29 protein-coding genes and 1 pseudogene are annotated in these 25,366 nt (G+C 60.9%); 13 read left to right on the top strand and 17 right to left on the bottom strand.

The window, feature by feature from the left end; all coding sequences use genetic code 11:
- Window positions 1–14: 14 nt before the first annotated feature.
- The 4 genes from cysN to N005_RS03875 all read right to left on the bottom strand — a co-directional run bounded on the left by cysN (window position 15) and on the right by N005_RS03875 (window position 4,278).
- Window positions 15–1,913: a sulfate adenylyltransferase subunit CysN gene (cysN, locus tag N005_RS03890; protein WP_047699566.1), complete on the bottom strand. Its 1,899-nt coding sequence runs from the start codon at window positions 1,911–1,913 to the stop codon at window positions 15–17.
- 53 nt (window positions 1,914–1,966) lie between these two features.
- Window positions 1,967–2,308 carry a four helix bundle protein gene (locus N005_RS03885; protein WP_041020851.1) on the bottom strand — a complete coding sequence of 114 codons (342 nt, stop codon included), beginning with the start codon at window positions 2,306–2,308 and terminating at the stop codon, window positions 1,967–1,969.
- A 102-nt stretch (window positions 2,309–2,410) separates the two neighbouring features.
- Window positions 2,411–3,328 (bottom strand): sulfate adenylyltransferase subunit CysD, encoded by a 918-nt coding sequence (cysD, locus tag N005_RS03880; RefSeq protein WP_024777503.1) that lies wholly within the window; start codon window positions 3,326–3,328, stop codon window positions 2,411–2,413.
- Window positions 3,329–3,519: 191 nt separating this feature from the next.
- Entirely contained in the window at window positions 3,520–4,278 is a 759-nt protein-coding gene (locus N005_RS03875) for a Nif3-like dinuclear metal center hexameric protein (RefSeq protein WP_047699563.1), read from the bottom strand.
- A 104-nt stretch (window positions 4,279–4,382) separates the two neighbouring features.
- On the opposite strand from N005_RS03875, the gene algW reads away from it, so the two are divergent.
- The 3 genes from algW (at window position 4,383) to N005_RS03860 (ending at window position 8,632) form a co-directional block, all read left to right on the top strand.
- The gene (algW, locus tag N005_RS03870) at window positions 4,383–5,543 is read left to right on the top strand and encodes a Do family serine endopeptidase AlgW (protein ID WP_024777501.1); all 1,161 of its coding nucleotides are present in this window, start codon (window positions 4,383–4,385) and stop codon (window positions 5,541–5,543) included.
- Between the two features lie 249 nt (window positions 5,544–5,792).
- Complete coding sequence (locus N005_RS03865; RefSeq protein ID WP_047699561.1) at window positions 5,793–7,898, top strand: TonB-dependent siderophore receptor; 2,106 nt, start codon at window positions 5,793–5,795, stop codon at window positions 7,896–7,898.
- A gap of 14 nt (window positions 7,899–7,912) precedes the next feature.
- Window positions 7,913–8,632, top strand: coding sequence for a DUF4198 domain-containing protein (locus N005_RS03860; RefSeq protein WP_047699558.1), 720 nt, complete (start codon window positions 7,913–7,915; stop codon window positions 8,630–8,632).
- Window positions 8,633–8,902: 270 nt separating this feature from the next.
- On the opposite strand, the gene hisC is transcribed toward N005_RS03860, so the two are convergent.
- From hisC to N005_RS03810, 10 genes are all read right to left on the bottom strand, one after another.
- Complete coding sequence (hisC, locus tag N005_RS03855; RefSeq protein WP_047699557.1) at window positions 8,903–9,955, bottom strand: histidinol-phosphate transaminase; 1,053 nt, start codon at window positions 9,953–9,955, stop codon at window positions 8,903–8,905.
- Between the two features lies 1 nt (window position 9,956).
- Entirely contained in the window at window positions 9,957–11,294 is a 1,338-nt protein-coding gene (gene hisD, locus N005_RS03850; RefSeq protein ID WP_047699555.1) for a histidinol dehydrogenase, read from the bottom strand.
- Window positions 11,295–11,417: 123 nt separating this feature from the next.
- Complete coding sequence (gene hisG, locus N005_RS03845) at window positions 11,418–12,053, bottom strand: ATP phosphoribosyltransferase (protein WP_047699553.1); 636 nt, start codon at window positions 12,051–12,053, stop codon at window positions 11,418–11,420.
- A 127-nt stretch (window positions 12,054–12,180) separates the two neighbouring features.
- Window positions 12,181–13,446 (bottom strand): UDP-N-acetylglucosamine 1-carboxyvinyltransferase, encoded by a 1,266-nt coding sequence (gene murA, locus N005_RS03840; RefSeq protein ID WP_047699550.1) that lies wholly within the window; start codon window positions 13,444–13,446, stop codon window positions 12,181–12,183.
- Between the two features lie 22 nt (window positions 13,447–13,468).
- Window positions 13,469–13,708 carry a BolA family protein gene (locus N005_RS03835; RefSeq protein WP_007953556.1) on the bottom strand — a complete coding sequence of 80 codons (240 nt, stop codon included), beginning with the start codon at window positions 13,706–13,708 and terminating at the stop codon, window positions 13,469–13,471.
- Between the two features lie 115 nt (window positions 13,709–13,823).
- Complete coding sequence (locus N005_RS03830; RefSeq protein WP_047699704.1) at window positions 13,824–14,129, bottom strand: STAS domain-containing protein; 306 nt, start codon at window positions 14,127–14,129, stop codon at window positions 13,824–13,826.
- Between the two features lie 8 nt (window positions 14,130–14,137).
- Window positions 14,138–14,791, bottom strand: coding sequence for an MlaC/ttg2D family ABC transporter substrate-binding protein (locus N005_RS03825; protein WP_041020862.1), 654 nt, complete (start codon window positions 14,789–14,791; stop codon window positions 14,138–14,140).
- Between the two features lie 11 nt (window positions 14,792–14,802).
- Window positions 14,803–15,270 carry an outer membrane lipid asymmetry maintenance protein MlaD gene (mlaD, locus tag N005_RS03820; protein ID WP_041020863.1) on the bottom strand — a complete coding sequence of 156 codons (468 nt, stop codon included), beginning with the start codon at window positions 15,268–15,270 and terminating at the stop codon, window positions 14,803–14,805.
- A complete protein-coding gene (gene mlaE / locus N005_RS03815; RefSeq protein ID WP_047699547.1) occupies window positions 15,270–16,067 on the bottom strand; it encodes a lipid asymmetry maintenance ABC transporter permease subunit MlaE in 798 nt (265 codons plus the stop codon). The genes mlaD and mlaE overlap by 1 nt, the downstream gene beginning before the upstream one ends.
- Window positions 16,067–16,876: an ATP-binding cassette domain-containing protein gene (locus N005_RS03810; protein WP_047699546.1), complete on the bottom strand. Its 810-nt coding sequence runs from the start codon at window positions 16,874–16,876 to the stop codon at window positions 16,067–16,069. Before N005_RS03810 ends, mlaE begins: the two co-directional genes overlap by 1 nt.
- 274 nt (window positions 16,877–17,150) lie before the next feature.
- Between N005_RS03810 and N005_RS03805 the strand changes: the two genes are divergently transcribed.
- From N005_RS03805 to N005_RS03760, 10 genes are all read left to right on the top strand, one after another.
- Window positions 17,151–18,125, top strand: coding sequence for a KpsF/GutQ family sugar-phosphate isomerase (locus N005_RS03805; protein WP_047699544.1), 975 nt, complete (start codon window positions 17,151–17,153; stop codon window positions 18,123–18,125).
- Complete coding sequence (locus tag N005_RS03800; protein ID WP_047699543.1) at window positions 18,126–18,650, top strand: KdsC family phosphatase; 525 nt, start codon at window positions 18,126–18,128, stop codon at window positions 18,648–18,650.
- A gap of 7 nt (window positions 18,651–18,657) precedes the next feature.
- Window positions 18,658–19,230 (top strand): LPS export ABC transporter periplasmic protein LptC, encoded by a 573-nt coding sequence (lptC, locus tag N005_RS03795; protein ID WP_047699541.1) that lies wholly within the window; start codon window positions 18,658–18,660, stop codon window positions 19,228–19,230.
- Window positions 19,217–19,762 carry a lipopolysaccharide transport periplasmic protein LptA gene (gene lptA, locus N005_RS03790; RefSeq protein WP_047699539.1) on the top strand — a complete coding sequence of 182 codons (546 nt, stop codon included), beginning with the start codon at window positions 19,217–19,219 and terminating at the stop codon, window positions 19,760–19,762. The genes lptC and lptA overlap by 14 nt, the downstream gene beginning before the upstream one ends.
- Window positions 19,762–20,487: an LPS export ABC transporter ATP-binding protein gene (lptB, locus tag N005_RS03785; RefSeq protein ID WP_047699538.1), complete on the top strand. Its 726-nt coding sequence runs from the start codon at window positions 19,762–19,764 to the stop codon at window positions 20,485–20,487. The genes lptA and lptB overlap by 1 nt, the downstream gene beginning before the upstream one ends.
- A 219-nt stretch (window positions 20,488–20,706) precedes the next feature.
- Complete coding sequence (locus tag N005_RS03780) at window positions 20,707–22,203, top strand: RNA polymerase factor sigma-54 (RefSeq protein ID WP_047699536.1); 1,497 nt, start codon at window positions 20,707–20,709, stop codon at window positions 22,201–22,203.
- A 77-nt stretch (window positions 22,204–22,280) separates the two neighbouring features.
- Window positions 22,281–22,589: a ribosome hibernation-promoting factor, HPF/YfiA family gene (gene hpf, locus N005_RS03775; RefSeq protein WP_047699535.1), complete on the top strand. Its 309-nt coding sequence runs from the start codon at window positions 22,281–22,283 to the stop codon at window positions 22,587–22,589.
- A 12-nt stretch (window positions 22,590–22,601) separates the two neighbouring features.
- Complete coding sequence (gene ptsN / locus N005_RS03770; RefSeq protein WP_047699533.1) at window positions 22,602–23,066, top strand: PTS IIA-like nitrogen regulatory protein PtsN; 465 nt, start codon at window positions 22,602–22,604, stop codon at window positions 23,064–23,066.
- A gap of 2 nt (window positions 23,067–23,068) precedes the next feature.
- A complete protein-coding gene (gene rapZ, locus N005_RS03765) occupies window positions 23,069–23,926 on the top strand; it encodes an RNase adapter RapZ (protein WP_047699531.1) in 858 nt (285 codons plus the stop codon).
- 15 nt (window positions 23,927–23,941) lie between these two features.
- Complete coding sequence (locus N005_RS03760; protein ID WP_047699529.1) at window positions 23,942–24,223, top strand: HPr family phosphocarrier protein; 282 nt, start codon at window positions 23,942–23,944, stop codon at window positions 24,221–24,223.
- Window positions 24,224–24,353: 130 nt separating this feature from the next.
- Here the strand turns inward: N005_RS03760 and N005_RS03755 are convergent.
- The 3 genes and pseudogenes from N005_RS03755 to N005_RS03750 form a co-directional block, all read right to left on the bottom strand.
- Window positions 24,354–24,584 (bottom strand): annotated as a pseudogene (locus N005_RS03755) (ZIP family metal transporter); the annotation flags it as partial.
- Window positions 24,530–24,724: a hypothetical protein gene (locus N005_RS29915; RefSeq protein WP_392397508.1), complete on the bottom strand. Its 195-nt coding sequence runs from the start codon at window positions 24,722–24,724 to the stop codon at window positions 24,530–24,532. The gene N005_RS29915 and the pseudogene N005_RS03755, both read right to left, overlap by 55 nt.
- 29 nt (window positions 24,725–24,753) lie before the next feature.
- Window positions 24,754–25,365 carry a superoxide dismutase gene (locus N005_RS03750; protein ID WP_047699528.1) on the bottom strand — a complete coding sequence of 204 codons (612 nt, stop codon included), beginning with the start codon at window positions 25,363–25,365 and terminating at the stop codon, window positions 24,754–24,756.
- Window position 25,366 lies beyond the last annotated feature (1 nt).

Raw genomic sequence — 25,366 nt, 5'->3', positions numbered from 1 at the left:
ATTGCCGCTTGCGCTTAGATCGCGCCACGGCTGCGCAGCAGATCCAGCACCTGCTTGACGCTTTCTTCCAGCGTCAGCGACTGGGTGTCGATCACCAGATCGGCGTCCAGCGGCACGTCATACGGGAAGGACTCGCCCGGGATGTTGTCGCCGGCGGCGGCATACAGCCCTTGCGGATCACGTTGGGCGCACACCGTCGGCGAGGCCTGGACGTAGACGGTCAGCAAGCGCTCCTTGCCGATCAAGTCCTTGGCCTGCAGACGCCCTTCGGCGCTCGGTGCAACGAATGCCGCCAGGGTCAACAGACCGGCTTCGTTGAACTGACGGGCGACGTGGGCCGCTCGGCGCCAATTCTCGGTGCGTCCGGCACGGTCTTGCGGCAGGCCTTTGTTCAGGTCATGGCGCAGGTTCTGGCCATCGAGGACGAAGACCGCACGGCCCATGTCGAACAGCTTGCGCTCCACGGCGTAGGCCAATGTGCTCTTGCCGGCGCCCGAGAGACCGCTGAACAGCACCGTCGCCGGCTGCTGGCCGAAACGCTGAGTGCGTTCCTCCACCGATACATGGGCAAGCTTGCCGTGATGGGTGCTGCTGCCGTGGGCCAGCGGTTGGGCGACGATCATGCCGGCGCCAACGGTGCCATTGGTCAGGCGATCGATGACGATGAACGCGCCGGTGGTGCGGTTGCTCTCGTAACCGTCCAAGGCGATCGGCGCATCCAGGGCAATCTTCACCTTGCCGATTTCGTTGAGCTGCAACGCACTGGCCGGGCCTTCTTCGAGGGTGTTCACGTCGACCCGGTTGACGATGCTGGCAATGGAGCCAGGCACATAGCTGGTCGCACGCTTGATGTCGTATTTCTTGCCCGGCAGCATCGGCTCCTCGGCCATCCACACCAGCATCGCTTCGAAGCTGTCGGTGACCGGCGGGACGTTGTCGGCATGCACCAACAGGTCGCCCCGGGAAATGTCGATCTCGTCTTCCATGGTCAGCGTCACGGCCTGGCCCGGGCCGGCCTGCTCCAGCTCACCTTCGAAGGTGACGATGGATTTGACGCGGCTGCTCTTGCCTGATGGCAACACCACCACTTCGTCGCCCTTGTGCACGATGCCGCTGGCCAGGGTGCCGGCGAAACCGCGAAAGTTCAGGTTCGGACGGTTGACGTACTGCACCGGGAAACGCAGATCGGTGAAGTTGCGGTCGCCCGCCACTTCCACGGTCTCGAGGATTTCCATCAGCGACTGGCCGGTGTACCACGGCGAGCGCTCGGACTTGTTCACCACGTTGTCGCCCTTGAGGGCCGACATCGGTACGAAGTGCATGCTGGTGGGCTTCATCTTCAAGCCTTCGGCGAACTTCAGGTAGTCGGCCTTGATCGACTCGAACACGCCCTGGTCGAAGTCCTTGAGGTCCATCTTGTTGATGGCCACGACGATGTGCTTGATGCCCAGCAGCGAGGCAATGAAGCTGTGGCGACGGGTCTGGGTCTGCACGCCGTAGCGGGCGTCCACCAGAATGATTGCCAGGTCACAGGTGGAGGCACCGGTGGCCATGTTGCGGGTGTACTGCTCATGGCCGGGGGTATCGGCGATGATGAACTTGCGCTTGGCGGTGGAGAAATAGCGGTACGCGACATCGATGGTGATGCCCTGCTCGCGCTCGGCCTGCAGGCCGTCGACCAGCAACGCCAGGTCGATGTCGTCACCGGTGGTGCCGACTTTCTTCGAATCGCGGGTGATGGCTTCCAGGTGATCTTCGTAGATCATCTTGGAGTCGTGCAGCAGGCGCCCGATCAGGGTGCTCTTGCCGTCGTCGACGTTACCGCAGGTCAAAAAGCGCAGCAGCTCTTTACGTTCGTGCTGGCCCAGGTAGGCGAGGATGTCCTCGCTGATCAAATCAGATTGGTGGCTCATTGCATTCAAGCTCCGAGCTGTAAGCTTCAAGCGGCAAGCTTGTCGGCGTACAGCTAGTCAGAAATTTTGTTGATCAACCCGCCCAGCATTCGAGAAAGCTCGCGGGTTTCCATAACCCAGTTTTCAGCCAGCGAATCTGCGACGTAAGCAATATCCCGAGCAATAAGGATTTGGGTACGCAGCTCCCCGCAGGAACCTTTCGCAACCCAAAGGAAATAAATTTTCTCTTTGGCATTACGGCGCTCCATACCTTCAGCAATATTGGAAGGCACCGAAAGTGCCGAGCGGGTGATTTGATCCTTGAATCCAAAATCCCCACATCGCGCAAACTCTCTATAGATCCCTACCGCCAAATCCTTACTTCGCTGCCAAACAATCAGTTTCTCGAAATCCATTGCGAGCCATCCAATCCGGCTCGCAGCACCGCCTGCAAGCACCAAGCTGGGAAGTTACGCATTCCGCCCTTAACTTGCAGCTTGCCGCTTGTAACTCGAAGCTTAAAAGTAACCTTGACGTTTTTTATCTTCCATCGAGCCTGCGCCATCGTGGTCGATGACCCGGCCCTGGCGCTCGGAAGTTCGCGTCAGGAGCATTTCCTGGATGATGTCCGTCAGGCTTTCGGCCTCGGACTCCACCGCGCCCGTCAACGGGTAGCAGCCAAGGGTACGGAAACGCACTTTCTTCTTGACGATGCGGGCCTTCTCTTCCTCGGACAGGTGCTCGAGGATGCGCTCGTCGTCGATCATGATCAGCGTGCCGTTCTTCTCGATGACTTCGCGCTCGGCGGCGAAGTACAGCGGCACGATTGGGATGCCTTCGAGGTAGATGTACTGCCAGATATCCAGCTCGGTCCAGTTCGACAACGGGAAGACGCGGATCGACTCGCCCTTGTTGACCTTGCCGTTGTAGACGTTCCAAAGCTCCGGGCGCTGGTTCTTCGGGTCCCAGCGGTGCTTGCTGTCGCGGAACGAGTAGACGCGCTCCTTGGCCCGGGATTTTTCCTCATCGCGGCGGGCACCGCCGAACGCTGCGTCGAAACCATGCTTGTCCAGGGCCTGCTTCAGGCCTTCGGTCTTCATGATGTCGGTATGCTTGGCGCTGCCGTGGGTGAAGGGGTTGATGCCTTGCGCCACGCCGTCCGGGTTCACGTGAGTGATCAGGTCCAGGCCCATCTCCTCGACCATGCGATCGCGGAACTTGTACATTTCCTGGAATTTCCAGCGGGTGTCGACGTGCATCACCGGAAACGGCAGCTTGCCGGGGAAGAACGCCTTGCGTGCCAGGTGCAGCATCACGGCAGAGTCTTTACCGATGGAGTACAGCATCACCGGGTTATCGAACTCGGCGGCCACCTCGCGGATGATGTGGATGCTTTCCGCCTCCAGCTGTTTCAGATGCGTCAGTTTGTCGACCATGGCTACTCACGAAAACTTTCTTATGAACGGCCAGCGGGCCGTGTTCGAGCGAAGAATCCTAGCACAGCGACCTCTTCTAATCAGGGCGCCAACTAGATCGAAACAGCATATGGATATGCCTGGTGGTTCGGCCATCGCAATACCCCTTTGTGGGAGCGAGCAGGCTCACTCCCACAGGAATTCCAGAACACTCAAATCGGATTCGGGCAATCGATGAAGATGTGTTCCAGGGCAAAGCGTCGCGCCAGGTAATCGCCCAACGCCTGCACGCCATAGCGTTCGGTCGCATGATGGCCGGCGGCGATGAAGCTGATGCCGTTTTCCCGGGCGCTGTGGAAAGTCTGTTCCGACGCTTCGCCGCTGAGGTACAGGTCGACCCCGGCCGTCACCGCCTGGTCGATGTAGCCCTGGCCGCCACCGGTGCACCAGCCGACCCGGCGGATCATCTGCTCACCTTCGATCAGCAACGGCTCACGGCCCATGACTTCCTGGACCCTGCGGGCGAAATCCCGAGGCGTCATCGGTTCGGACAAGGAACCGACCAGGCCGACGACCTTGGGGTTGTCCGGGTCCAGCGGCCCTTCGACGGTGATGTCCAGTTGACGGCCCAGCTGCACGTTGTTGCCGACCTCGGGGTGCAGGTCCAGGGGCAGATGGTAGGCCAGCAGGCTGATGTCGTGCTTGAGCAGGGTTTTCAGGCGACGTTGCTTCATCCCGGTGATGCACGGGTTCTCGCCCTTCCAGAAGTAACCGTGATGCACCAGCACCAGGTCGGCATCGGCCTCCACCGCGGCGTCGAGCAACGCCTGGCTGGCGGTCACGCCGCTGACGATGCGCATCACCTGGGGCGCGCCTTCGACCTGCAGGCCGTTTGGGCAATAATCGGCAACCCGGCTGCTGGCCAGGTAACGGTCCGCTTCTTCAACCAGGGTGCTCAGGGCTACGGCCATGAAAAGACTCCTAAATATCCCGTTCCGAGGCGCGCGCGGCCTCGTATAATGCGCGTCATTATGGGCGGTCTCATTCCGCCTGCAACTTTTGTAGGACGTGATAGATGCTCAAGGCGCTGCGTTTTTCCGGCTGGCCGCTGTTGGCCGGCGTGCTTGTCGCACTACTGATTATCCAGCGTTATCCCGAATGGGTTGGCCTGCCGAGCCTCGATGTCAATCTGCAGCAGGCACCGCAGAGCAAGGCGTTGCTGCAGGGGCCGGTGTCCTACGCCGACGCCGTGACCATCGCCGCGCCGGCCGTGGTCAACCTGTACACCACCAAAGTCATCAACAAACCCAGCCACCCCCTGTTCGAAGACCCGCAATTCCGGCGCTTCTTCGGTGACAACTCGCCGAAGCAGAAACGCATGGAATCGAGCCTGGGCTCGGGCGTGATCATGAGCCCGGAAGGCTACCTGCTGACCAACAACCACGTCACCAGCGGTGCCGACCAGATCGTGGTGGCCCTCAAGGATGGCCGCGAGACCCTGGCCCGGGTGATCGGCAGCGACCCGGAAACCGATCTCGCGGTATTGAAGATCGACCTCAAGAATCTGCCGGCGATTACCATCGGCCGCTCCGACAGCATCCGCATCGGTGACGTCGCCCTCGCCATCGGCAACCCCTTCGGCGTCGGCCAGACCGTGACCATGGGCATCATCAGTGCCACCGGGCGCAACCAGTTGGGTTTGAACAACTACGAAGACTTCATCCAGACCGACGCCGCGATCAACCCCGGCAACTCCGGCGGCGCGCTGGTGGATGCCAACGGCAACCTCACCGGAATCAACACGGCGATCTTCTCCAAGTCCGGCGGCAGCCAGGGCATCGGTTTCGCCATCCCAGTGAAACTGGCGATGGAAGTGATGAAATCCATCATCGAACATGGCCAGGTGATCCGTGGCTGGCTGGGCATTGAAGTGCAGCCGCTGACCCAGGAGCTGGCAGAGTCCTTCGGTTTGTCCGGCCGGCCTGGCATCGTGGTGGCGGGGATTTTCCGCGATGGCCCGGCCCAGAAGGCCGGCCTGCAACTGGGTGATGTGATCCTGAGTATCGATGGCGAACCGGCCGGCGATGGCCGTCGCTCGATGAACCAGGTGGCGCGGATCAAGCCCACCGACAAAGTCACCATCCAGGTGATGCGCAACGGCAAGGAGCTCAAGCTCACCGCCGAAATCGGCCTGCGCCCACCGCCCGCGCCGGTAGCGGTCAAGGAAGAGCAGTAACCGGCTCAACCCCCCTGTGGCGAGGGGATTTATCCCCGCTGGGCTGCGGAGCAGCCCTAAATGGGCCAACCCTGAAACATCAGAAAAAAAGCATTCAATTTCCCGGGGGCTGCTTCGCAGCCCAGCGGGGATAAATCCCCTCGCCACAAAAGCCTGACTGTCTGAAAATTTAATGGGAAATCGCAGATAGCATAAATTCTCATTAGTAGTGTTATATTGTTTCAATTAAGACAATTGGAACAACATAACATGTCATCCCTAAAACGGATTTCCCTCGCCAGCCTGGCCTTGGGCCTGCTGGGCGACCCGGCCTTTGCCGAGGAAACCCAGCCCCTGGAACTGGACGCCATCAGCGTCACCTCCGATTACGAATCCCCCACCGGACCGGTGAAAGGTTATCGCGCCACCCGCTCCGCCAGCGCCACCAAAACCGACACGGCCCTGCGGGACATCCCCCAATCGATCAGCGTAATCCCGGCTGACGTCCTCACGGACCTGGGCAGCACCAGCGTCGAACGAGCACTGGAGTTCGCCGGCGGCGTATCGAAACAGAACAACTTCGGCGGCCTGACACTTTACGAATACAGCGTGCGCGGCTTCACGACGTCAGAGTTCTACAAGGACGGTTTCAGCGCCAACCGTGGCTACCCGAGCACGCCGGACGCCGCCAACATCGAACGCATCGAGGTGTTGAAGGGGCCGGCGGCCAGCCTCTATGGGCGAGGCGACCCAGGGGGCACGGTGAATATCGTCACCAAGAAACCCCAGCCCGAAGCCTTCACCACCCTACAAACCAGCGCCGGTAGCTGGGACCGCTACCGCACCGCGCTGGACGTCAATACGGCACTGGACACCGAAGGCACGCTGTTGTCGAGGGTGAACCTGGCGGTGGAGGACAATCACAGCTTTCGCGATCACGTCGAAAGCCAGCGGGTATTCGTGGCGCCTTCCATCAGTTGGCAATTGAGTCCCGACACACGGCTGTTGGTGGAGAGTGAAATGGTGCGCCACAGCTCGACGTTCGACCGGGGCATCGTCGCGCCAGGTAATCGCTGGGGCGGCATGTCCCGCTCGACCTTCCTGGGCGAACCCAACGACGGTGACATCGACAACCATAACAACATGCTCCAGGCCGCCCTCGAGCACCAGCTCAACGACACTTGGCAATTGCGCCTGGCCAGTCATTACAAACAAGGTGAACTCTGGGGCTTCGCCTCCGAAGCACGTCCGCTGAATGCCGATGGCCACACCATCAACCGCCGTTACCGCGAACGCGACAACGATTGGCACGACAGCATCACCCAGTTGGAACTGCGTGGCCTGTTCGATTTGGGGCCGTGGCAGCACGAACTGCTGATCGGCAGCGAATACGAGGATTACCGCAAGAACGAGCGCGTCACCACCATCAACGGCGGCACCTATCCCATCGACATCTATCAGCCCATTTACGGCCAGCCCAAACCCAACGGGCTGCGCACCGGCACGGACTTCTTCGAGCATGTCCAAAGCCGTGCATTGAATCTCCAGGACCAGATCATCTTCACCGACAAACTGCGAGGCATGCTCGGCGTGCGCTACGAGCATTTCGAGCAAGGCATCGATGATCACACCACCCAGCGCACCAGCCGCCAACGTCACGATGCCCTGACGCAACGGGCCGGCCTGCTGTACCAACTGACACCTGAAGTCGGACTGTTCGCCAACGCCTCCACCTCGTTCAAGCCCAACAACGGCCTGGACGCGAGCGGCAAGACCTTCGACCCGGAGGAAGGCGTCGGCTATGAAGCCGGGATCAAGAGCGAGCTGTTCGACGATCGCTTGAGCACCACCCTGGCGGCCTTCCATATCGAGAAGGAAAACGTCCTGGCGCTGGATCCCGGCACCAATACCAGCCGTGCCATGGGCAAGGCCCGTAGCCTGGGGTTCGATCTGCAGGTCAGCGGGCAACTGACGGAGGCCGTCCGGGTGATCGGCGCCTTTGCCTACATCGATGCCGAAGTGACTGAAGGTGACAAGACCATCCCCACGGGTAGCCGGATCCTCGGCGTGGCCAAGCGCAGCGGCAGCCTGCTGGGTGTCTATGAGTTCCAGGACGGACGCCTGCGCGGCTCGGATGTCGGCGCGGCGTTCACTTACGTGGGGGATCGTTCGGGCGAAGCCGGCAAGGATTTCGAGCTACCGGCTTATCACACCGTGGATCTGCTGGCTCATTACAAGGCCAGCGACAACGTCACCGTCGGCCTGAACCTGAACAACGTTTTCGACGAAAAATACTACGAGCGCTCCTACAGCAACTACTGGGTCAATCCCGGCGACCCGCGCAACTTCACCGTCAGTCTCACCCTCGATCTGTAATAAGGAAAATCCGCATGAAATACCCCAAGACACTCGCCCTGCTCGGCCTGCTCCTGGCGACACAAGCCTCGGCCCACGGTCTGTGGACCGAACAACGGCGCGGCAACATTGAAGTGATTTACGGCCACGGCGCCGAGGACAATGCGTTCAAGGCGCAGAAGATCAGTGGCGCCTGGGCCTATGACCTGGGCGGCAAGATGATTCCCGTCACGGTGCAACGCCTCCCCGACCACGCGCGCCTGCAACCGCTCAAGCCACCGGCCGTGCTCGCAGTGGCACTGGACAACGGCATGTGGTCGCAAACCGCCGACAAGAAGTGGATCAACGAAGGCCGCAGCAAGGTGCCCGGCGCGGTCGAATCGACCCACACCTTCAAATACAGCCTGGCCATCTATGAGCCAGGAGCAAAGCTGCCGAAGCTGGAGCCGATCAAGTTCGTGATCCTGCCGGAGGTCGACCCATTGACCGTAGGTCCCGGCCAGTCACTGCCGGTACGAGTCCTGCTGGATGGCAAGCCCGCGGCCGGTGTAAAACTGGTGGGCGATTACCGCAGCGCGCCGAACACCGTATCCACTGAAACCGACGCCGACGGCCGGGCCCAGGTGCTGGTGCGCAATGAAGGCTTGAACGTCATCGCCGCGCAGATGGAAATCCCGCTCAAGGACGACAAGGACGTGGCGACCCGTGGTGTGTTCACTTCGCTGACATTCCTGGGCGAGCCGCACCACGAATGAGGCCTTGATGCACAACCTGTGGGAGCGAGCCTGCTCGCGATAGCGGTGAGTCAGCCACATAGACCTGAGCTGAAAGTACGCCATCGCGAGCAGGCTCGCTCCCACAGGGATTCAGCGATAAGACGGCAATCCAGGAACCCCGGAAGTAAGTGTGGGAGCAAGGCTTGCCCGCGATAGCGCCGAATCAGTCGACATTTGAGTCACTGACCCACCGCCATCGCGGGCAAGCCTTGCTCCCACAGAGGATTTCCTACCGTTCAGCGCAGGGCTCTAGAGCTCGCCGAGGGCGTCGATCAGCGCCTGGTTCTGCTCCGGCGTGCCAATGCTGATCCGCAGGAACTGGGCAATCCGCTCCTGCTTGAAGTGCCGCACGATCACGCCCTGCTCCCGCAGCTTCGCCGCCAACCCCGCCGCATCATGCCGGGGGTGACGGGCGAAGATGAAGTTGGCCGCCGAAGGCAGCACTTCAAAACCCTTGGCCTCCAGTTGCGCCACCACCCACTCGCGGTGCTCGATGACCAGGCGGCAGGTCTGCTGGAAATACTCGCGGTCGTCGAACGCCGCCGCGCCGCCCACGTTTGCCAGGCGATCCAGCGGGTAAGAGTTGAAGCTGTTCTTGATCCGCTCCAGCGCTTCGATCAGGTCCGGATGGCCCACCGCCAGGCCCACCCGCAATCCCGCCAGCGAACGGGACTTGGACAAGGTCTGGGTGACCAGCAGGTTGGGATAGCGGTCCACCAGGCTGATGGCCGTCTCGCCACCGAAGTCGATGTAGGCTTCATCGACTACCACCACCGAATCCGGGTTGGCCTTGAGCATCTGTTCCACCGCGTCCAGCGCCAGCAGGCAACCGGTCGGAGCGTTCGGGTTGGGGAAAATGATCCCGCCGTTCGGCTTGGCATAGTCCGCCGGATCGATCCTGAACTGCTCGTCCAGGGGCACCGCATCGAACGGGATGCCGTACAACCCGCAATACACCGGATAGAAGCTGTAGCTGATGTCCGGGAACAGGATCGGCTGGTCGTGTTGCAACAGGCCGTGAAAAATGTGCGCCAGCACTTCATCCGAGCCATTACCAAGGAACACCTGGTTGGCCTGCACACCGTAGTAGAGAGCCACGGCGCTCTTCAGCAGGTCGCTGTTGGGATCCGGGTACAGACGCAGGTTGTCATTGAGTTCGGCCTGCATCGCCGCCAGGGCCTTGGGCGATGGGCCGTAGGGATTTTCATTGGTGTTGAGCTTGACCAGGCGGGTCAGCTTCGGTTGTTCGCCCGGCACATAGGGCACCAGGTTCTTGACGAACGGGCTCCAGAATTTACTCATTTCAGTTTCCCTGCCCGTCAATGGTGGACTCATCAAGAATTCGATACTCGGCGCTGCGGGCGTGGGCGCTCAGCGATTCGCCACGGGCCAGTACCGAAGCCGTCTTGCCCAGTTCGGAGGCACCCTGCTCGGAGCAGAAGATGATCGACGAACGTTTCTGGAAGTCATACACCCCCAGCGGCGACGAGAAACGCGCGGTGCCGGAAGTCGGCAGCACGTGGTTGGGACCGGCACAGTAATCGCCCAGGGCCTCGCTGGTGTGGCGGCCCATGAAGATCGCACCGGCATGGCGGATCTGCGGCAACCAGGCCTGCGGATCGGCGACCGACAACTCCAGGTGCTCCGGCGCGATGCGGTTGGCGACCTCGATCGCCTGTTCCATGTCATCGACCTTGATCAACGCGCCACGGCCATTGATCGAGGTGTTGATGATCTCGGCGCGCTCCATGGTCGGCAGCAGCTTGTCGATGCTGGCGGCGACCTTGTCGAGGAACTCGGCATCCGGGCTGACCAGGATCGCCTGGGCGTCTTCATCGTGCTCGGCCTGGGAAAACAGGTCCATGGCGATCCAGTCCGGGTCGGTCTGGCCGTCGCACACCACGAGGATTTCCGAAGGGCCGGCGATCATGTCGATACCGACCTGGCCGAACACGTGGCGCTTGGCGGTGGCGACATAGATGTTGCCCGGCCCGACCACCTTGTCGACCCTTGGCACGCTTTCGGTGCCGTAGGCCAATGCCGCCACGGCCTGGGCGCCACCGATGGTGAACACCCGGTCCACGCCGGCGATGCAGGCAGCGGCCAGCACCAGTTCGTTGATTTCACCCCGCGGCGTCGGCACGACCATGACCACTTCGGCAACGCCGGCAACCTTGGCCGGAATCGCGTTCATCAGCACCGAAGAAGGATAGGACGCCTTGCCGCCCGGCACGTACAAACCGGCGCGGTCCAGTGGCGTCACTTTCTGGCCCAGCACCGTGCCGTCGGCTTCGGTGTAGCTCCAGGAGTCCTGTTTCTGTCTTTCGTGATAGCTGCGCACCCGGGAGGCGGCTTTCTCCAGGGCTTCACGCTGGGGCACGGTGATCCGGGTCAGGGCCAGTTCCAGGCGCTCGCGCGGCAGGATCAGGTCGGCCATGGACGCCGCTTGCAGACCGTCGAATGTCTGCGTGAACTCCACCAAGGCGGCATCGCCACGCTCGCGCACGGCCTTGATAATGTCCAGCACCCGCTGATTGACCGAGTCGTCAGACACACTTTCCCAGCTCAGCAGATGATCCAGATGATGCGCGAAATCCGGATCGGCAGCGTTGAGTCGGCGAATCGAAGTGGGAGCGGTCATAGCGAGGGCCTCATTAATGGCAAATGCTCAGGCGCCCTAAGCTACCAGTCCATTCGCGTGGGCACCTGAGAAAATTGGCTATGACACGGATAGACGGGCGCGACTCGAGGTCGCGCAGGTAAATCAGCCGCGGTGTCGCGATTCCACTGCCTTGCGCAGGGTATCGATCAGAGCCTGGATACGAGCATGCTGCATTTTCATCGATGCCTTGTTGACGATCAGCCGCGAGGTGATGTCCGCGATGAAATCCTGGGGTTCCAGGCCGTTGGCCCGCAGGGTATTGCCGGTGTCGACGACGTCGATGATCTTGTCCGCCAGGCCGATCAGCGGCGCCAGCTCCATCGAACCGTACAACTTGATGATATCGACCTGGCGACCCTGCTCGGCATAGTAACGCTTGGCAACGTTGACGAACTTGGTCGCCACCCGCAGGCGCCCCTTGGGCTCCGGCGCGCCGACCTTGCCGGCGGTCATCAGCTTGCACCGGGCGATCCGCAGGTCCAGGGGCTCATACAAGCCCTGGCCGCCGTATTCCATCAGCACGTCTTTACCGGCAACGCCAAGATCGGCGGCACCATGTTCAACGTAAGTCGGCACATCGGTGGCACGCACGATCAGCAGGCGAACATCGGCCTGGGTCGTGGGGATGATCAGCTTGCGACTCTTGTCCGGATTCTCGGTCGGCACGATGCCCGCTTCAGCCAGAAGCGGCAGGGTGTCGTCAAGGATACGGCCCTTGGACAGTGCGATGGTCAACATGGGAAACGTCAGTCCTTATCAAGGTACTCATGCCCGGACGCAAGCGGCGCCGGACACCCATCGAGGGTGGACCACTCTCGATTTGAAACGAAATCCAGGCACATCCTTGTGCCCCATGCAGCCGGAACTAGCCCGGTACGCGGCGGATCTTGGCGCCGAGCATCTGCAGTTTTTCTTCGATGCATTCGTAGCCACGGTCAATGTGGTAGATGCGGTCGATCAGGGTATCGCCTTCGGCAATCAGGGCCGAAATCACCAGGCTGGCCGAAGCCCGCAGGTCGGTGGCCATCACTGGCGCGCCCTTGAGCTTCTCGGCGCCGGTGACGATGGCGGTGTTGCCTTCGACCTGAATCTTGGCGCCCATGCGGTGCAGTTCGTAGACGTGCATGAAACGGTTTTCGAAGATCGTCTCGATCACCGCGCCGGTGCCTTCGGCAATGGCGTTGAGCGAGATGAACTGCGCCTGCATGTCCGTCGGGAACGCCGGATATGGCGCGGTCCGCACGTTCACAGCCTTGGGCCGCTTGCCGTGCATGTTCACTTCGATCCAGTCTTCGCCGCAGGTGACTTCGGCGCCGGCTTCCTTGAGTTTCTCCAGGACGGCTTCAAGGATGGTCGGATCAGTGTCCTTGACCTTGACGCGACCGCCGGTGACGGCGGCAGCGACCAGGTAGGTACCGGTTTCGATCCGGTCCGGCATCACTTTGTACGTGGCCGAGTGCAGGCGCTCGACGCCATCGATGGTGATGGTGTCGGTACCGGCGCCACTGATCCTGGCGCCCATGGCGATCAGGAAGTTCGCCAGGTCCACCACTTCCGGCTCGCGGGCAGCGTTCTGCAGCACGCTACGGCCCTTGGCCAGAGCAGCAGCCATCATGATGTTCTCGGTGCCGGTCACGCTGACGGTGTCGAAGAAGAAATGCGCGCCGCGCAGTCCGCCTTCAGGCGCCTTGGCCTTGATGTAGCCGCCTTCGACGTCGATGACCGCGCCCATGGCTTCCAGGCCACGGATGTGCAGGTCCACCGGGCGCGAGCCAATGGCGCAACCGCCAGGCAACGCGACTTCGGCTTCACCGAAACGGGCAACCATCGGGCCCAGCACCAGGATCGACGCCCGCATGGTTTTCACCAGCTCGTACGGGGCAACCAGGGTCTTGATGGTACGCGGGTCGATCTCGACGGCGAGTTTCTCGTCGATCACCGGTTCGATGCCCATGCGACCGAACAGCTCGATCATCGTGGTGATGTCATGCAGGTGCGGCAGGTTGGCCACGGTCACCGGGCCATCGCACAGCAAGGTCGCGGCCAGGATCGGCAAGGCCGAGTTCTTCGCCCCGGAAATACGGATCTCGCCATCAAGACGAGCGCCGCCGGTAATAATCAGTTTATCCATAAGAATCTCGAGGCCCTTGGGCTCAGGTGCGCTCGGCCCAGGCCGCGCTGCTGAAAAATTTCATCGTGACCGCGTGGATGCTGCCATCGGCAATCCATGGGTTCAAATGGGCATAGATGCTCTGCTGACGCTTCACCGGGCTCAACGCCGCCAGTTCATCGCTGATCACGTTCAGCTGGAAATTGCAGCCTTCGCCTTCAACTTCCACCTGCGTACCAGGCAGCTTTCCTTCAAGGAAGCTCTTCACTTCTACAGCCTGCATGCTCAACCTCAATCGGCGCCCTGTGCGCGCGGGTCGCACATCATACAAAAAAGCCCCGCGCCTGCGAACCCCGCGAAGCAGGACTCTGACGGGGGGACTTTTCCAGCGATGTGGGTCAGGAGTGCGCCAACAGCTCGGTCAGTTCGCTGACCTGGGCTATTTCGCGCATGTCTTCGGGCATCCCACGGATGCTCCACGTTTTGCCGGCCGCCTTGGCGTCCCGCATGAAGCACAGCAGCAGCGACAAGCCGACACTGCTGGATTTCTGCACCGCCGAGCAATCAATGACCAGCTCGGCGGCACTGACGGACTTGATCAGCGCCTGCCCTTGCTGGCGCAGGGCCGGGCCGGTGCGATAGTCCAGCACGCCACTGAGCAGCAACTCACCGGCTTCGCCCAGACGAACGGCCGACTCACCCACCGACTCGATCATTGCTCCTGCTTCTCCTTGGCTTGCTCGGTCACTTCCTTGGCCTTGGCGACTTCGCCGGCCCAACCATCGATGGTCTTGTCCAGGTCATTGCCATTGCGCTGCATCGCATCGGCGAACTGGTCGCGGAACAACTTGCCGATGTTGATGCCGTTGATGATCACGTTGCGCACCTTCCACTCGCCGTTCAACTGTTCGAGGGTGTAGGAGACGGGATAGATCGCGCCGTTGTTACCCTTGACCTGCATGTCGACGCTGGTGCGGGTACCACTTTCGTCCTTGGCCGGCCCCACGGTGATGCCCTGGTTGTTGTATTCGAGCAAGGCGTTGCCATAGAACTGCATCAGGCTGCGCTTGAAGTTTTCCTGGAAGCGGGTCATCTGCGCAGGGGTTGCCTTGCGCGAGTACTTGACTGTCATGATGCTGCGGGAGATGCCATCGGCGTCCACCACCGGACCGACGATGCCGTTCAGCGCGTCATAGAACGCCCCCGGATCCTGCTTGTATTTCTCCTTGTTGGCGGCAAGGTCCGCCAGCAACCGGGTCGTGGTGTCCTGGATGATGTCGTGGGCGGAAGGCGCCGCCAGGGCATTGGTCATCAGCGGCAGGGCTGCCAGCAGGACCAACAGGCTGCGTCGCAAGATAGAGATCATCGAAAGGCTCCTCATTTGGCGTCTTTGCTAACGGTATTGAGCAGGAATTTCCCGATCAGGTCCTCGAGCACCAGCGACGACTGCGTGTCATGGATGGTCCCACCGTCCTTGAGCAGGGTTTCTTCCCCGCCCACGCTGATACCGATGTATTTCTCGCCCAGCAGGCCCGCCGTAAGGATAGATGCAGTGGAATCAGTCGGCAGGTTATCCACGCGCTTTTCCAGCTGCAGCGTCACCCGTCCGGTGAAACTGTCGCGATCCAGATCGATTGCCGTGACCTTGCCGATGGTGACACCGGCCATGGTCACCTTGGCTCTGACCGTCAAACCGGCGATATTGTCAAAATAAGCATAAAGTTTATAAGTATCGGTATTCGCGGTCGGCGCCAGGCCGCTGACACGCAGGGCCAGCAGCAACAAAGCCAGGATGCCGGCCAACAGGAAAAGGCCGACACCGATTTCCAGGGTGCGGTTTTGCATCAGAAATCTCCAAACATCAAGGCGGTCAGAATAAAGTCAAGGCCCAGCACCGCCAGCGAGGCGTACACCACGGTCTTGGTTGTGGCACGGCTGATCCCCTCAGACGTGGGCTCGCAGTCATAGCCTTGAAACACGGCGATCCAGGTCACCACGAAGGCGAACACGGCGCTCTTGATGACGCCATTGAGCACGTCATCCAGGAAGTCGACACTGTTCTGCATGTTGGACCAGTAGGAACCTTCATAGACCCCCAACCAGTCGACGGCCACCCATGAGCCACCCCAGATCCCGACGACGCTGAAGATGATCGCCAGCACCGGCAGGGAAATGAAGCCGGCCCACAGGCGCGGGGCAATAATGTACTTGAGCGGGTCTACGCCGATCATTTCCAGGCTGGACAGCTGCTCGGTGGACTTCATGTTACCGATTTCGGCCGTCAGCGCCGAACCGGCACGCCCGGCGAACAGTAATGCCGTCACCACCGGGCCGAGCTCACGCAACAGCGTCAGCGAGACCATCTGCCCGACCGCCTGCTCCGAACCGTAGCTGGACAGGATGTTGAAACCCTGCAACGCCAGCACCATGCCGATGAAAATACCGGACACGACGATGATCACCAGGGACATCACCCCCACCGAATGCAGTTGCTTGACCAGCAGGCCAAAACCGCCGCCCGTGGCGTTGCGCCCCAGCAAGGCATGGGCCAGGAACAATGTGGAACGGCCCAGTACCGCCAGCACGTCGATGCCGGAACGGCCGAACAGGCGAATTCTTTCTATCAATGATTTCTTGCGCATCAGCGCTTCCCCAGCAGATCGGTACGGTAATCCGTGGCCGGAAAATGGAACGCCACCGGACCGTCCGGATCGCCCTTCATGAATTGGCGAATGCGCGGGTTGTCCGAAGCCTTCAACTCCTGGGGCGTACCCTGCCCCAATACCTGGCCATCGCCGACCACATAGATGTAGTCCGCGATGCTCGCGGTTTCGGCCAGGTCGTGGGACACCACGATGCTGGTGATGCCCAGCGCATCGTTGAGCAGGCGGATCAGACGCACCAGCACGCCCATGGCGATCGGATCCTGCCCGACGAAGGGCTCGTCGTACATGAGGATTTTCGGATCGAGGGCAATCGCCCGCGCCAGTGCGACCCGGCGCTTCATGCCGCCGGACAGCTCGTCCGGCATCAGATCGAGGGCGCCACGCAGCCCGACCGCCTGCAGTTTGAGCAGGACGATGTCGCGGATCATCTCTTCCGGCAGGTCGGTATGGACCCGCAGCGGGAACGCCACGTTTTCGAACACGTCGAGATCGGTGAACAGCGCGCCACTCTGGAACAGTACGCCCATGTGTTTGCGTGCATCGAACAGGTCGCTGCGCGACAGCTTGGGAAGATTCTGGCCATTGACCCAGACTTCACCGGCATTGGGACGCAACTGTGCGCCCATCAGGCGCAGCAGCGTGGTCTTGCCGCACCCGGAAGGCCCCATGATGCCGGTCACCTTGCCGCGCGGTATACGAATATCGATGTCATTGAAAATGCTGCGCGTCCCTCGCTTGAAGGACAGCCCCTTCAGCTCGACCGCGTAGGCGTTGTCGGCACTCATCTAAACTCCTTGCGATGCAGCCTCACATCCGAATGCCCTGGCTAGCCGATAAACATCGCTACCGCCAGGCATCCGGACCGGCGGCGAACTATATCACTGCAACGGCCACGCGCCCAAGGGCCACCCCGGGCCGGTTAAGCCTGGCTTAAGGTAAATGAGTACATTTTATTCAAACCCGGCGAGGTGTTTGCACGAAGCATGACGAACTAGCGTGAGGGAATTGTTCATTGCCGCTATAATCGCCGCCTTTTCATCGGGCTATACGATTTCTGACATGAGCCAATCCAGCGATCTGATTCAATCGGCACAACGTACCATCCGCCTCGAGCTCGAAGCCGTGCAAGGCTTGCTGCCCCGCATCGACGCTGATTTCGTACGCGCCTGCGAGATGATTCTGACCAGCAAAGGCCGCGTCGTCGTGGTCGGCATGGGCAAGTCCGGGCACGTCGGCAACAAGATCGCCGCAACCCTGGCCAGCACGGGCACCACGGCATTCTTCGTCCACCCGGCCGAAGCCAGCCACGGTGACATGGGCATGATCACCCGGGACGACATCATCCTGGCGCTGTCCAACTCCGGCTCCACCAATGAAATCATTACGCTGCTGCCGCTGATCAAGCGCCTGGGCATCCGGCTGATCAGCCTCACCGGCAACCCGAACTCGCCGCTGGCCAAGGCCGCCGAAGTGAACCTCAACGTTCACGTCGAGCACGAGGCCTGCCCCCTGAACCTGGCACCGACCTCGTCCACCACCGCGGCTCTGGTCATGGGCGATGCACTGGCCGTGGCCCTGCTGGAAGCCAGGGGGTTCACCGCGGAAGATTTCGCCTTCTCCCACCCCGGTGGCGCCCTGGGTCGCCGCCTGCTGCTGAAGGTCGAAAACGTGATGCACGCTGGCGAAGAACTGCCCCGGGTGCAACGCGGCACGCTGCTCAAGGACGCGCTCATGGAAATGACCCGCAAGGGCCTGGGCATGACGGTGATCCTCGAGGCCGACGGCAAGCTTGCCGGGATCTTCACCGACGGCGACCTGCGTCGCACCCTGGATCGCACCATCGATGTGCACAGCGCCACCATCGACCAGGTCATGACCCCCCACGGCAAGACGGCCCGCGCCGAAATGCTCGCCGCCGAAGCCCTGAAAATCATGGAAGACCACAAGATCAGCGCCCTGGTGGTGGTCGACGCCGAAGACCGCCCGGTGGGCGCCCTGAACATGCACGACTTGCTGCGTGCGGGAGTCATGTAAATGAACACAGACCTGCTGCAACGCGGTAAAGAGATCAAGCTGGCCGTATTCGACGTGGACGGGGTGCTGACCGACGGACGCCTGTATTTCCTCGAGGACGGCAGCGAGTTCAAGACCTTCAATACCCTCGACGGCCAGGGCATCAAGATGCTGATGGCCGCCGGTGTGCAGACGGCTATCATCAGCGGCCGCAAGACCCCGGTGGTCGAGCGACGCGCGAAGAACCTCGGCATTCCCCACCTTTATCAGGGGCGCGAGGATAAACTGGTGGTCCTGGACGAGCTCCTGGGCCAACTCAACCTGAGCTACGAGCAGGTCGCCTACCTGGGTGACGACCTGCCAGACCTGCCGGTGATCCGCCGGGTAGGCCTGGGCATGGCAGTGGCCAATGCGGCCGGTTTCGTTCGCGAGCACGCCCATGGCGTCACCGCCGCGCGAGGCGGCGAAGGCGCGGCCCGTGAATTCTGCGAACTGATCCTGCGCGCCCAGGGCCGCCTCGAAGCGGCCAACGCCGCGTACCTGTGAGCCATTTATGCTGAGCAAGAAGATTCGCACCATCCTGCTATTCGCGTGCATCGCGGCGATTTTCGCGGCGGTGGGCTACTGGAACATCAGCCCCGAACGCTTTCTCGACCGCCCCGCCGTCCAGGTCGAGGCGAACGATATCGACTGGTATGCGACCAACACGCATACACTGCAATACCTGCCTGATGGCAAGGTGCAGTACGAAATGACCTCCGACAAGGTCGATCACGTCAAGGCCACCGATATTACCCTGGTCGCCAATCCCGACCTGAACATGTTCCGTGGCACGGCGTTCCCCTGGCACGTGCAGAGCAAGCGCGCCGAAGTCAATCCCGGCGGCACCGAAGTGGAACTGATCGACTCGGTACGCGTCGCGCGAACCGACGAGAAGAATCGCACGACCATCATCACCAGCACTCGCATGACCGTGTTCCCGCAACAACAATATGCGCAGACCGAGCAACCCGTTAGAATCGACGGCGCCGGTGGTGTATCGACCGGCACCGGAATGAAAGCGTATCTGAAGGAAAGCAGGATACACCTGCTATCGAACGTAAGAGGACAGTATGAAGCTCGCTAAAACCCTCCCTATTTTGCTCAGTCTGGGCGCAGCACTGGGAAGCGCGAGCGCCTGGTCTCTTCCCAACGACCGCGACCAGCCTATCCGTATCCAGGCCGACGACGCCCAATTGGACGACAAGAACGGTATCGCCACCTACAAGGGCGACGTGATCATCACCCAGGGCTCGATGAAGGTTACCGGCAACACCGTGACCATCACCCGCACCCAGTCCGGCGATATCGACGTGGTGACCTCGGTGGGCAACCTGGCTTATTTCGAGCAGTTGCAAACGGCCGGCGACACCAAGCCCGTGCAGGGCTACGGCGTGACCATCCAGTATCACGCCGCCCAGGACCGCGTCGTGCTGATCGATCGCGCCAAGGTCATCGACAAGGACAACAACGTCACCCAGGGCGAGAAAATCGTCTACGACACCAACAAGAAGCTCGCCAGCGCCGGTCGCGCCACCGGCAACAAGGTGACCGAGCAGCGTCCACGGGTCGACATGGTCATCCAGCCGAAAAAGAAAACCGAGCAAAGGCCCCAGTAATGGCAACTCTGAAAGCTCAGCACCTGGCCAAGAGCTACAAGGGCCGTCAGGTCGTGCGCGATGTCAGCCTGTCCATCGAAAGCGGACAGATCGTCGGCCTGCTCGGCCCCAACGGCGCGGGCAAGACCACCTGTTTCTACATGATCGTCGGCCTGGTCCAGGCCGATCAGGGCCGCGTCCTGATCGATGACCTGGACGTCAGCCACCAGCCGATGCATGGCCGGGCAAAGGCCGGCATCGGCTATCTTCCGCAAGAAGCGTCGATCTTCCGCAAACTGTCGGTCGCCGACAACATCATGGCGATCCTCGAAACCCGCAAGGAACTCGACAAGGCCAGTCGTCGCCAGGAACTGGAAAGCCTGTTGCAGGAATTCCACATCAGCCACATCCGCGACAACCTGGGCATGAGCCTGTCCGGTGGCGAACGGCGCCGGGTGGAAATTGCCCGCGCCCTGGCCACTGCGCCGAAATTCATTCTGCTCGACGAGCCATTCGCCGGCGTAGACCCGATTTCGGTGGGCGACATCAAACAGATCATCCACCACCTCAAGGCCAAGGGGATCGGCGTGCTGATCACCGACCACAACGTACGCGAGACGCTGGACATCTGCGAAACCGCTTATATCGTCAATGACGGTCAATTGATCGCCGAAGGTGACTCCGCCACCATCCTGGCCAACGAACTGGTCAAGGAAGTGTATCTGGGCCATGAGTTCCGCCTGTAAGCACGAAGTGCCTGGCAAGTTGTCCTGGCGCCGTCGGTTTACCCCGGCAGTGCCTCGGGACGCCCTCAGTGAATCCCCTATCATCGGGAAACTAATTGAGAGCTACCCCTAGGCAAACACCTCGGTTTCAGGCATATAATTTGCTTAAGGTTTGGCGCTTCGGCGCCCTTGTAGTGGATGGCGCATGTGCGCCGGCGAATAAGGTGTTAAGCCCCTGCCATGAAACCATCGCTAGTCTTGAGAATGGGCCAGCAGCTGACGATGACACCGCAGCTGCAACAGGCCATCCGCCTGCTCCAATTGTCGACCCTGGACCTGCAACAGGAAATCCAGGAGGCCCTGGAATCCAATCCGATGCTCGAACGCCAGGAAGAAGGCGACGACTTCGACAACACCGATCCGCTGGCCGACAACGTCGAGCAGAAACCCAATACCGAGATCCAGGAAACCTCCTACCAGGAAGAAGCCGCCCCGACGGTGGATAACCTCGAGGAAGGCGAATGGAACGAACGGATCCCCAACGACCTGCCCGTGGACACGGCCTGGGAAGACGTCTACCAGACCAGTGCCAGCAGCCTGCCGAGCAGCGACGATGACGAGTGGGACTTCACCACCCGCACCTCCGCCGGTGAAAGCCTGCAAAGCCACCTCCTGTGGCAACTGAACCTGGCACCGATGTCCGACACCGATCGCCTGATCGCCGTGACCCTCATCGACTGCATCAACAACCAGGGCTACCTGGACGAAACCCTCGAAGAAATCCTCGAAGCCTTCGATCCGGAGCTGGACATCGAGCTGGACGAGATCGAAGCCGTCCTGCACCGTATCCAACAGTTCGAGCCGGCCGGCATCGGCGCCCGCAACCTGGGTGAGTGCCTGCTGCTGCAACTGCGCCAGCTGCCAGCCAAGACGCCGTGGCTGGCCGAAGCCAAGCGACTGGTCACCGACTATATCGATCTGCTGGGCGGCCGCGACTACAGCCAGCTGATGCGCCGCATGAAGCTCAAGGAAGATGAGCTGCGCCAGGTGATCGAACTGGTCCAGAGCCTCAACCCACGCCCGGGCTCACAGATCGAGGCCACCGAACCCGAGTATGTGGTTCCAGACGTGATCGTGCGCAAGCACAACGATCGCTGGTTGGTGGAACTGAACCAGGAATCGGTACCCAAGCTCCGGGTCAACGCCCAATACGCGGGTTTTGTAAGACGCGCCGACACCAGCGCCGACAACACCTTCATGCGCAACCAGTTGCAGGAAGCGCGCTGGTTCATCAAGAGCCTGCAGAGTCGCAACGAAACCCTGATGAAGGTCGCCACCCAGATCGTCGAACATCAACGGGGCTTCCTGGATTATGGCGACGAAGCGATGAAACCGTTGGTCCTGCATGACATTGCCGAGGCCGTGGGCATGCACGAATCGACAATCTCCCGGGTGACCACGCAGAAATTCATGCATACCCCGCGGGGTATCTACGAGTTGAAATATTTTTTCTCCAGCCACGTGAGCACCTCCGAAGGCGGCGAATGCTCTTCCACGGCCATCCGCGCGATCATCAAGAAACTGGTGGCCGCGGAAAATCAGAAAAAGCCGTTGAGTGACAGCAAGATCGCTGGTTTACTGGAGGCACAAGGCATTCAGGTGGCCCGCCGTACCGTCGCCAAGTATCGTGAATCCCTCGGGATCGCGCCTTCGAGCGAACGCAAGCGGCTGATGTAGCAAGGCCACGCCACAGCGTTCCAGTGGCAGGCATTTCTGCCTGCCGCTTTATGCACTGGCAACGAAGGAGAAGCTGTATGCAACTCACCATCAGTGGACATCAACTGGAAGTGACCGCCCCTCTGCGTGAATATGTCGAGTCCAAGCTGAGAAGGCTTGAAGGGCATTTCGACAAGATCACCAAGGCGCAAGTCATCATGACGGTCGAAAAGCTCAAGCAGAAAGTCGAAGCCACCCTGCATGTACCAGGTAGAGACGTAGTCGCCATCGCTGAACATGATGATATGTATGCAGCCATCGACCTCCTGGCCGACAAGTTGGACAAACAACTCAAAAAACATAAGGAAAAGCATCAGGACGCCCTCCAGGGCGCGACTGGTCGTTAACTCCCCCAATCCATGATCCGACTAGAAACCATCCTGACCCCCGGCCGTTCCATGGTGAACGCGCCGGGCGGCAGTAAAAAGAAAGCCCTCGAACAAATCGCCAACCTGATCCACCGCGAAGTGCCGGATCTGGAAATGCAGGACGTCTTCGAGGCCCTGGTTGCTCGTGAAAAACTCGGTTCCACCGGTTTTGGCAACGGCATCGCCATTCCCCACTGTCGCCTCAAGGGATGCACCACGCCCATCAGCGCGCTGCTGCACCTTGAAGCCGCCATAGATTTCGACGCCATCGACGGCGCACCGGTCGACCTGCTGTTCGTACTGCTGGTTCCGGAGGCGGCGACCGATGCGCATCTTGAGCTGCTGCGCCAGATCGCCAGCATGCTGGACCGCAAGGAAGTGCGTGAAAAACTGCGCAGCGCGCCGAGTAACCAAGCCTTGTATCAGGTCGTCCTGGACGAGCAGAACGGTCATTAATCATGCGCCTGATCATCGTCAGCGGCCGCTCCGGCTCCGGTAAAAGCACGGCGCTCAATGTGCTTGAGGACAGCGGCTACTATTGCATCGACAACCTGCCGGCCGGCCTGCTGCCTGAGTTGGCCGAACGGGCGCTGATCCACACCGAGCTGGCGCAACCGCTGGTGGCGGTATCCATCGACGCACGCAACCTGCCGAGCCACCTGTCGCGTTTCCCCGAACTGCTCGAGGAAGTGCGCAACCGGCATATCCAGTGCGATGTGCTGTACCTGGATGCCGATGACGAAACACTGCTCAAGCGTTTCTCCGAGACCCGGCGGCGCCACCCGCTGAGCAATGCCAGCCGCTCCCTGGCCGAAGCCATCGAGGACGAAAGCCAGTTGCTCGGGCCGATCGCCGACCTGGCGGACCTGAAGGTCAACACCACGAACCTGAACCTGTATCAGTTGCGCGACACCATCAAGTTGCGCCTGCTGAACCAGCCGGAGCCAGGCACGGCGTTCCTGGTGGAATCGTTCGGCTTCAAGCGTGGCATGCCGGTAGACGCCGACCTGGTGTTCGATGTCCGTTGCCTGCCCAACCCCTATTGGAAGCCGGAGCTGCGCGAGCAATCCGGGCTCGATCAGCCGGTGATCGACTACCTGGCTGCCCAACCGGATGTCGAGGAAATGTTCCAGGACATCTCCGGTTACCTGCTCAAATGGCTGCCCCGGTTTGCCGCCAGCAACCGCGCCTATGTCACGATTGCCATCGGTTGTACCGGTGGTCATCACCGCTCTGTCTACCTGACCGAGCGCCTGGGTCAGCTCCTGCAACAATCCCTGAAGAACGTCCAGGTTCGCCACCGCGACCTCAGCTAAAGGATTCACATCGCGATGCCTGCTCGGGAAATTGAAATCATCAACAAGCTGGGCTTGCACGCCCGGGCTTCAGCCAAGTTTGTCGGCGTGGCCGGTCAGTTCAAGGAAACGACCATCCGTGTCGGCAAGACGCCTGCGCCTGAAACCATGATCGACGGAAAAAGCATCATGGCCATGATGATGCTTGCTGCGGGCAAGGGCACCAAGATCTACCTGGAAACCCAAGGTGAACAAGCGCAGGAAGCGATGGACGCCCTGGTGAAACTGATCGATAACTACTTCGACGAAGGCGAATAACCCCCCTCTGCGAAGCAGCCCCAAAAAGAGCTCAGTCGACCTGATGCTCAGCGGTGACAGATATCAGGGCTGCTTCACGCCCAGCGGGGATAAATCCCCTCGCCACAGATTGACTCACAGATTCCCCCTGTCACGCCAACGCCGTATCCATCACCATCATCAGACAAAATCCCACCAGCAATCCCAGGCTCGCCAGCTTCTCATGACCGTTGCGGCGGGATTCGGGAATGACCTCCTGGGTCACCACCAGCAACATGGCTCCGGCCGCCAGTGCCAGCCCCAGCGGCAGCAACATCCCGGCCAGGCTTACCAGCCAGGCGCACAACAGCGCGAACAGTGGCTCCACCAGCCCCGATGCAGCGCATGCAGCAGCCTTGGCTCAAGGCCGAGCCAGGCCAGGCCTTCGGCCGCCAGCAATGTCATCCCGGCCAACAGCAATAACGAGCCCAAGGCGTAGCGGAACATCCGCCCGCTTCTCGGCGCCAGAGTTTCAATGTCCATAGTCAGCCTTGGGTGGTTCGATGGGCAGCTCAGGCGAGCGCAGCCTGATAGCGTCGGGCGACTGCCGGCCAATTGATCACGTTGTAGAAGGCGTTGATGTATTCCGGCCGGCGGTTCTGGTACTGCAGGTAATAGGCGTGCTCCCACACATCCAGGCCGAGGATCGGTGTATTGCCGGCCATCAAGGGGCTGTCCTGGTTAGCGCTGCTCTCCACCACCAGCCGCTTTTTCGGGGTCACGCTCAACCAGGCCCAGCCGCTGCCGAAACGGCTCAGCGCCGCCTTGGTGAACGCCTCCTTGAACCGCTCCAGGCCGCCCAGTTGCGCCTCGATCGCCGCGGCGAGCGCGCCATCAGGCTGGCCACCTCCCTCAGGGGACATCACATCCCAGAACAAGGAATGATTGGCATGGCCGCCGCCATGGTTGATCACTGCCGCCCGCAGGTCCTGGGGCAATTGCGCCACGCTGGCCACCAGTTTCTCGATGGGCCATTGGGCGTACTCGGTTCCCTCCACGGCCGCGTTGAGGTTATTGATATAGGCCTGATGGTGTTTTGTGTAATGGATTTCCATGGTTTGCGCATCGATGTGCGGTTCCAGGGCAGCGTAGGCGTAGGGCAGCGCAGGCAGGGTAAAAGCCATT

This window comes from Pseudomonas mediterranea CFBP 5447 (assembly GCF_000774145.1).
GTDB lineage: Bacteria > Pseudomonadota > Gammaproteobacteria > Pseudomonadales > Pseudomonadaceae > Aquipseudomonas > Aquipseudomonas mediterranea.
This window is presented reverse-complemented; position numbering and strand designations above follow the sequence as displayed.

Coding starts and splice junctions, on each gene's coding strand:
- cysN (WP_047699566.1), bottom strand. CDS start 1,913: ATGAGCCACCAATCTGATTTGATCAGCGAGGACATCCTCGCCTACCTG.
- N005_RS03885 (WP_041020851.1), bottom strand. CDS start 2,308: ATGGATTTCGAGAAACTGATTGTTTGGCAGCGAAGTAAGGATTTGGCG.
- cysD (WP_024777503.1), bottom strand. CDS start 3,328: ATGGTCGACAAACTGACGCATCTGAAACAGCTGGAGGCGGAAAGCATC.
- N005_RS03875 (WP_047699563.1), bottom strand. CDS start 4,278: ATGGCCGTAGCCCTGAGCACCCTGGTTGAAGAAGCGGACCGTTACCTG.
- algW (WP_024777501.1), top strand. CDS start 4,383: ATGCTCAAGGCGCTGCGTTTTTCCGGCTGGCCGCTGTTGGCCGGCGTG.
- N005_RS03865 (WP_047699561.1), top strand. CDS start 5,793: ATGTCATCCCTAAAACGGATTTCCCTCGCCAGCCTGGCCTTGGGCCTG.
- N005_RS03860 (WP_047699558.1), top strand. CDS start 7,913: ATGAAATACCCCAAGACACTCGCCCTGCTCGGCCTGCTCCTGGCGACA.
- hisC (WP_047699557.1), bottom strand. CDS start 9,955: ATGAGTAAATTCTGGAGCCCGTTCGTCAAGAACCTGGTGCCCTATGTG.
- hisD (WP_047699555.1), bottom strand. CDS start 11,294: ATGACCGCTCCCACTTCGATTCGCCGACTCAACGCTGCCGATCCGGAT.
- hisG (WP_047699553.1), bottom strand. CDS start 12,053: ATGTTGACCATCGCACTGTCCAAGGGCCGTATCCTTGACGACACCCTG.
- murA (WP_047699550.1), bottom strand. CDS start 13,446: ATGGATAAACTGATTATTACCGGCGGCGCTCGTCTTGATGGCGAGATC.
- N005_RS03835 (WP_007953556.1), bottom strand. CDS start 13,708: ATGCAGGCTGTAGAAGTGAAGAGCTTCCTTGAAGGAAAGCTGCCTGGT.
- N005_RS03825 (WP_041020862.1), bottom strand. CDS start 14,791: ATGATCTCTATCTTGCGACGCAGCCTGTTGGTCCTGCTGGCAGCCCTG.
- mlaD (WP_041020863.1), bottom strand. CDS start 15,270: ATGCAAAACCGCACCCTGGAAATCGGTGTCGGCCTTTTCCTGTTGGCC.
- mlaE (WP_047699547.1), bottom strand. CDS start 16,067: ATGCGCAAGAAATCATTGATAGAAAGAATTCGCCTGTTCGGCCGTTCC.
- N005_RS03810 (WP_047699546.1), bottom strand. CDS start 16,876: ATGAGTGCCGACAACGCCTACGCGGTCGAGCTGAAGGGGCTGTCCTTC.
- N005_RS03805 (WP_047699544.1), top strand. CDS start 17,151: ATGAGCCAATCCAGCGATCTGATTCAATCGGCACAACGTACCATCCGC.
- N005_RS03800 (WP_047699543.1), top strand. CDS start 18,126: ATGAACACAGACCTGCTGCAACGCGGTAAAGAGATCAAGCTGGCCGTA.
- lptC (WP_047699541.1), top strand. CDS start 18,658: ATGCTGAGCAAGAAGATTCGCACCATCCTGCTATTCGCGTGCATCGCG.
- lptA (WP_047699539.1), top strand. CDS start 19,217: ATGAAGCTCGCTAAAACCCTCCCTATTTTGCTCAGTCTGGGCGCAGCA.
- lptB (WP_047699538.1), top strand. CDS start 19,762: ATGGCAACTCTGAAAGCTCAGCACCTGGCCAAGAGCTACAAGGGCCGT.
- N005_RS03780 (WP_047699536.1), top strand. CDS start 20,707: ATGAAACCATCGCTAGTCTTGAGAATGGGCCAGCAGCTGACGATGACA.
- hpf (WP_047699535.1), top strand. CDS start 22,281: ATGCAACTCACCATCAGTGGACATCAACTGGAAGTGACCGCCCCTCTG.
- ptsN (WP_047699533.1), top strand. CDS start 22,602: ATGATCCGACTAGAAACCATCCTGACCCCCGGCCGTTCCATGGTGAAC.
- rapZ (WP_047699531.1), top strand. CDS start 23,069: ATGCGCCTGATCATCGTCAGCGGCCGCTCCGGCTCCGGTAAAAGCACG.
- N005_RS03760 (WP_047699529.1), top strand. CDS start 23,942: ATGCCTGCTCGGGAAATTGAAATCATCAACAAGCTGGGCTTGCACGCC.
- N005_RS29915 (WP_392397508.1), bottom strand. CDS start 24,724: ATGGACATTGAAACTCTGGCGCCGAGAAGCGGGCGGATGTTCCGCTAC.
- N005_RS03750 (WP_047699528.1), bottom strand. CDS start 25,365: ATGGCTTTTACCCTGCCTGCGCTGCCCTACGCCTACGCTGCCCTGGAA.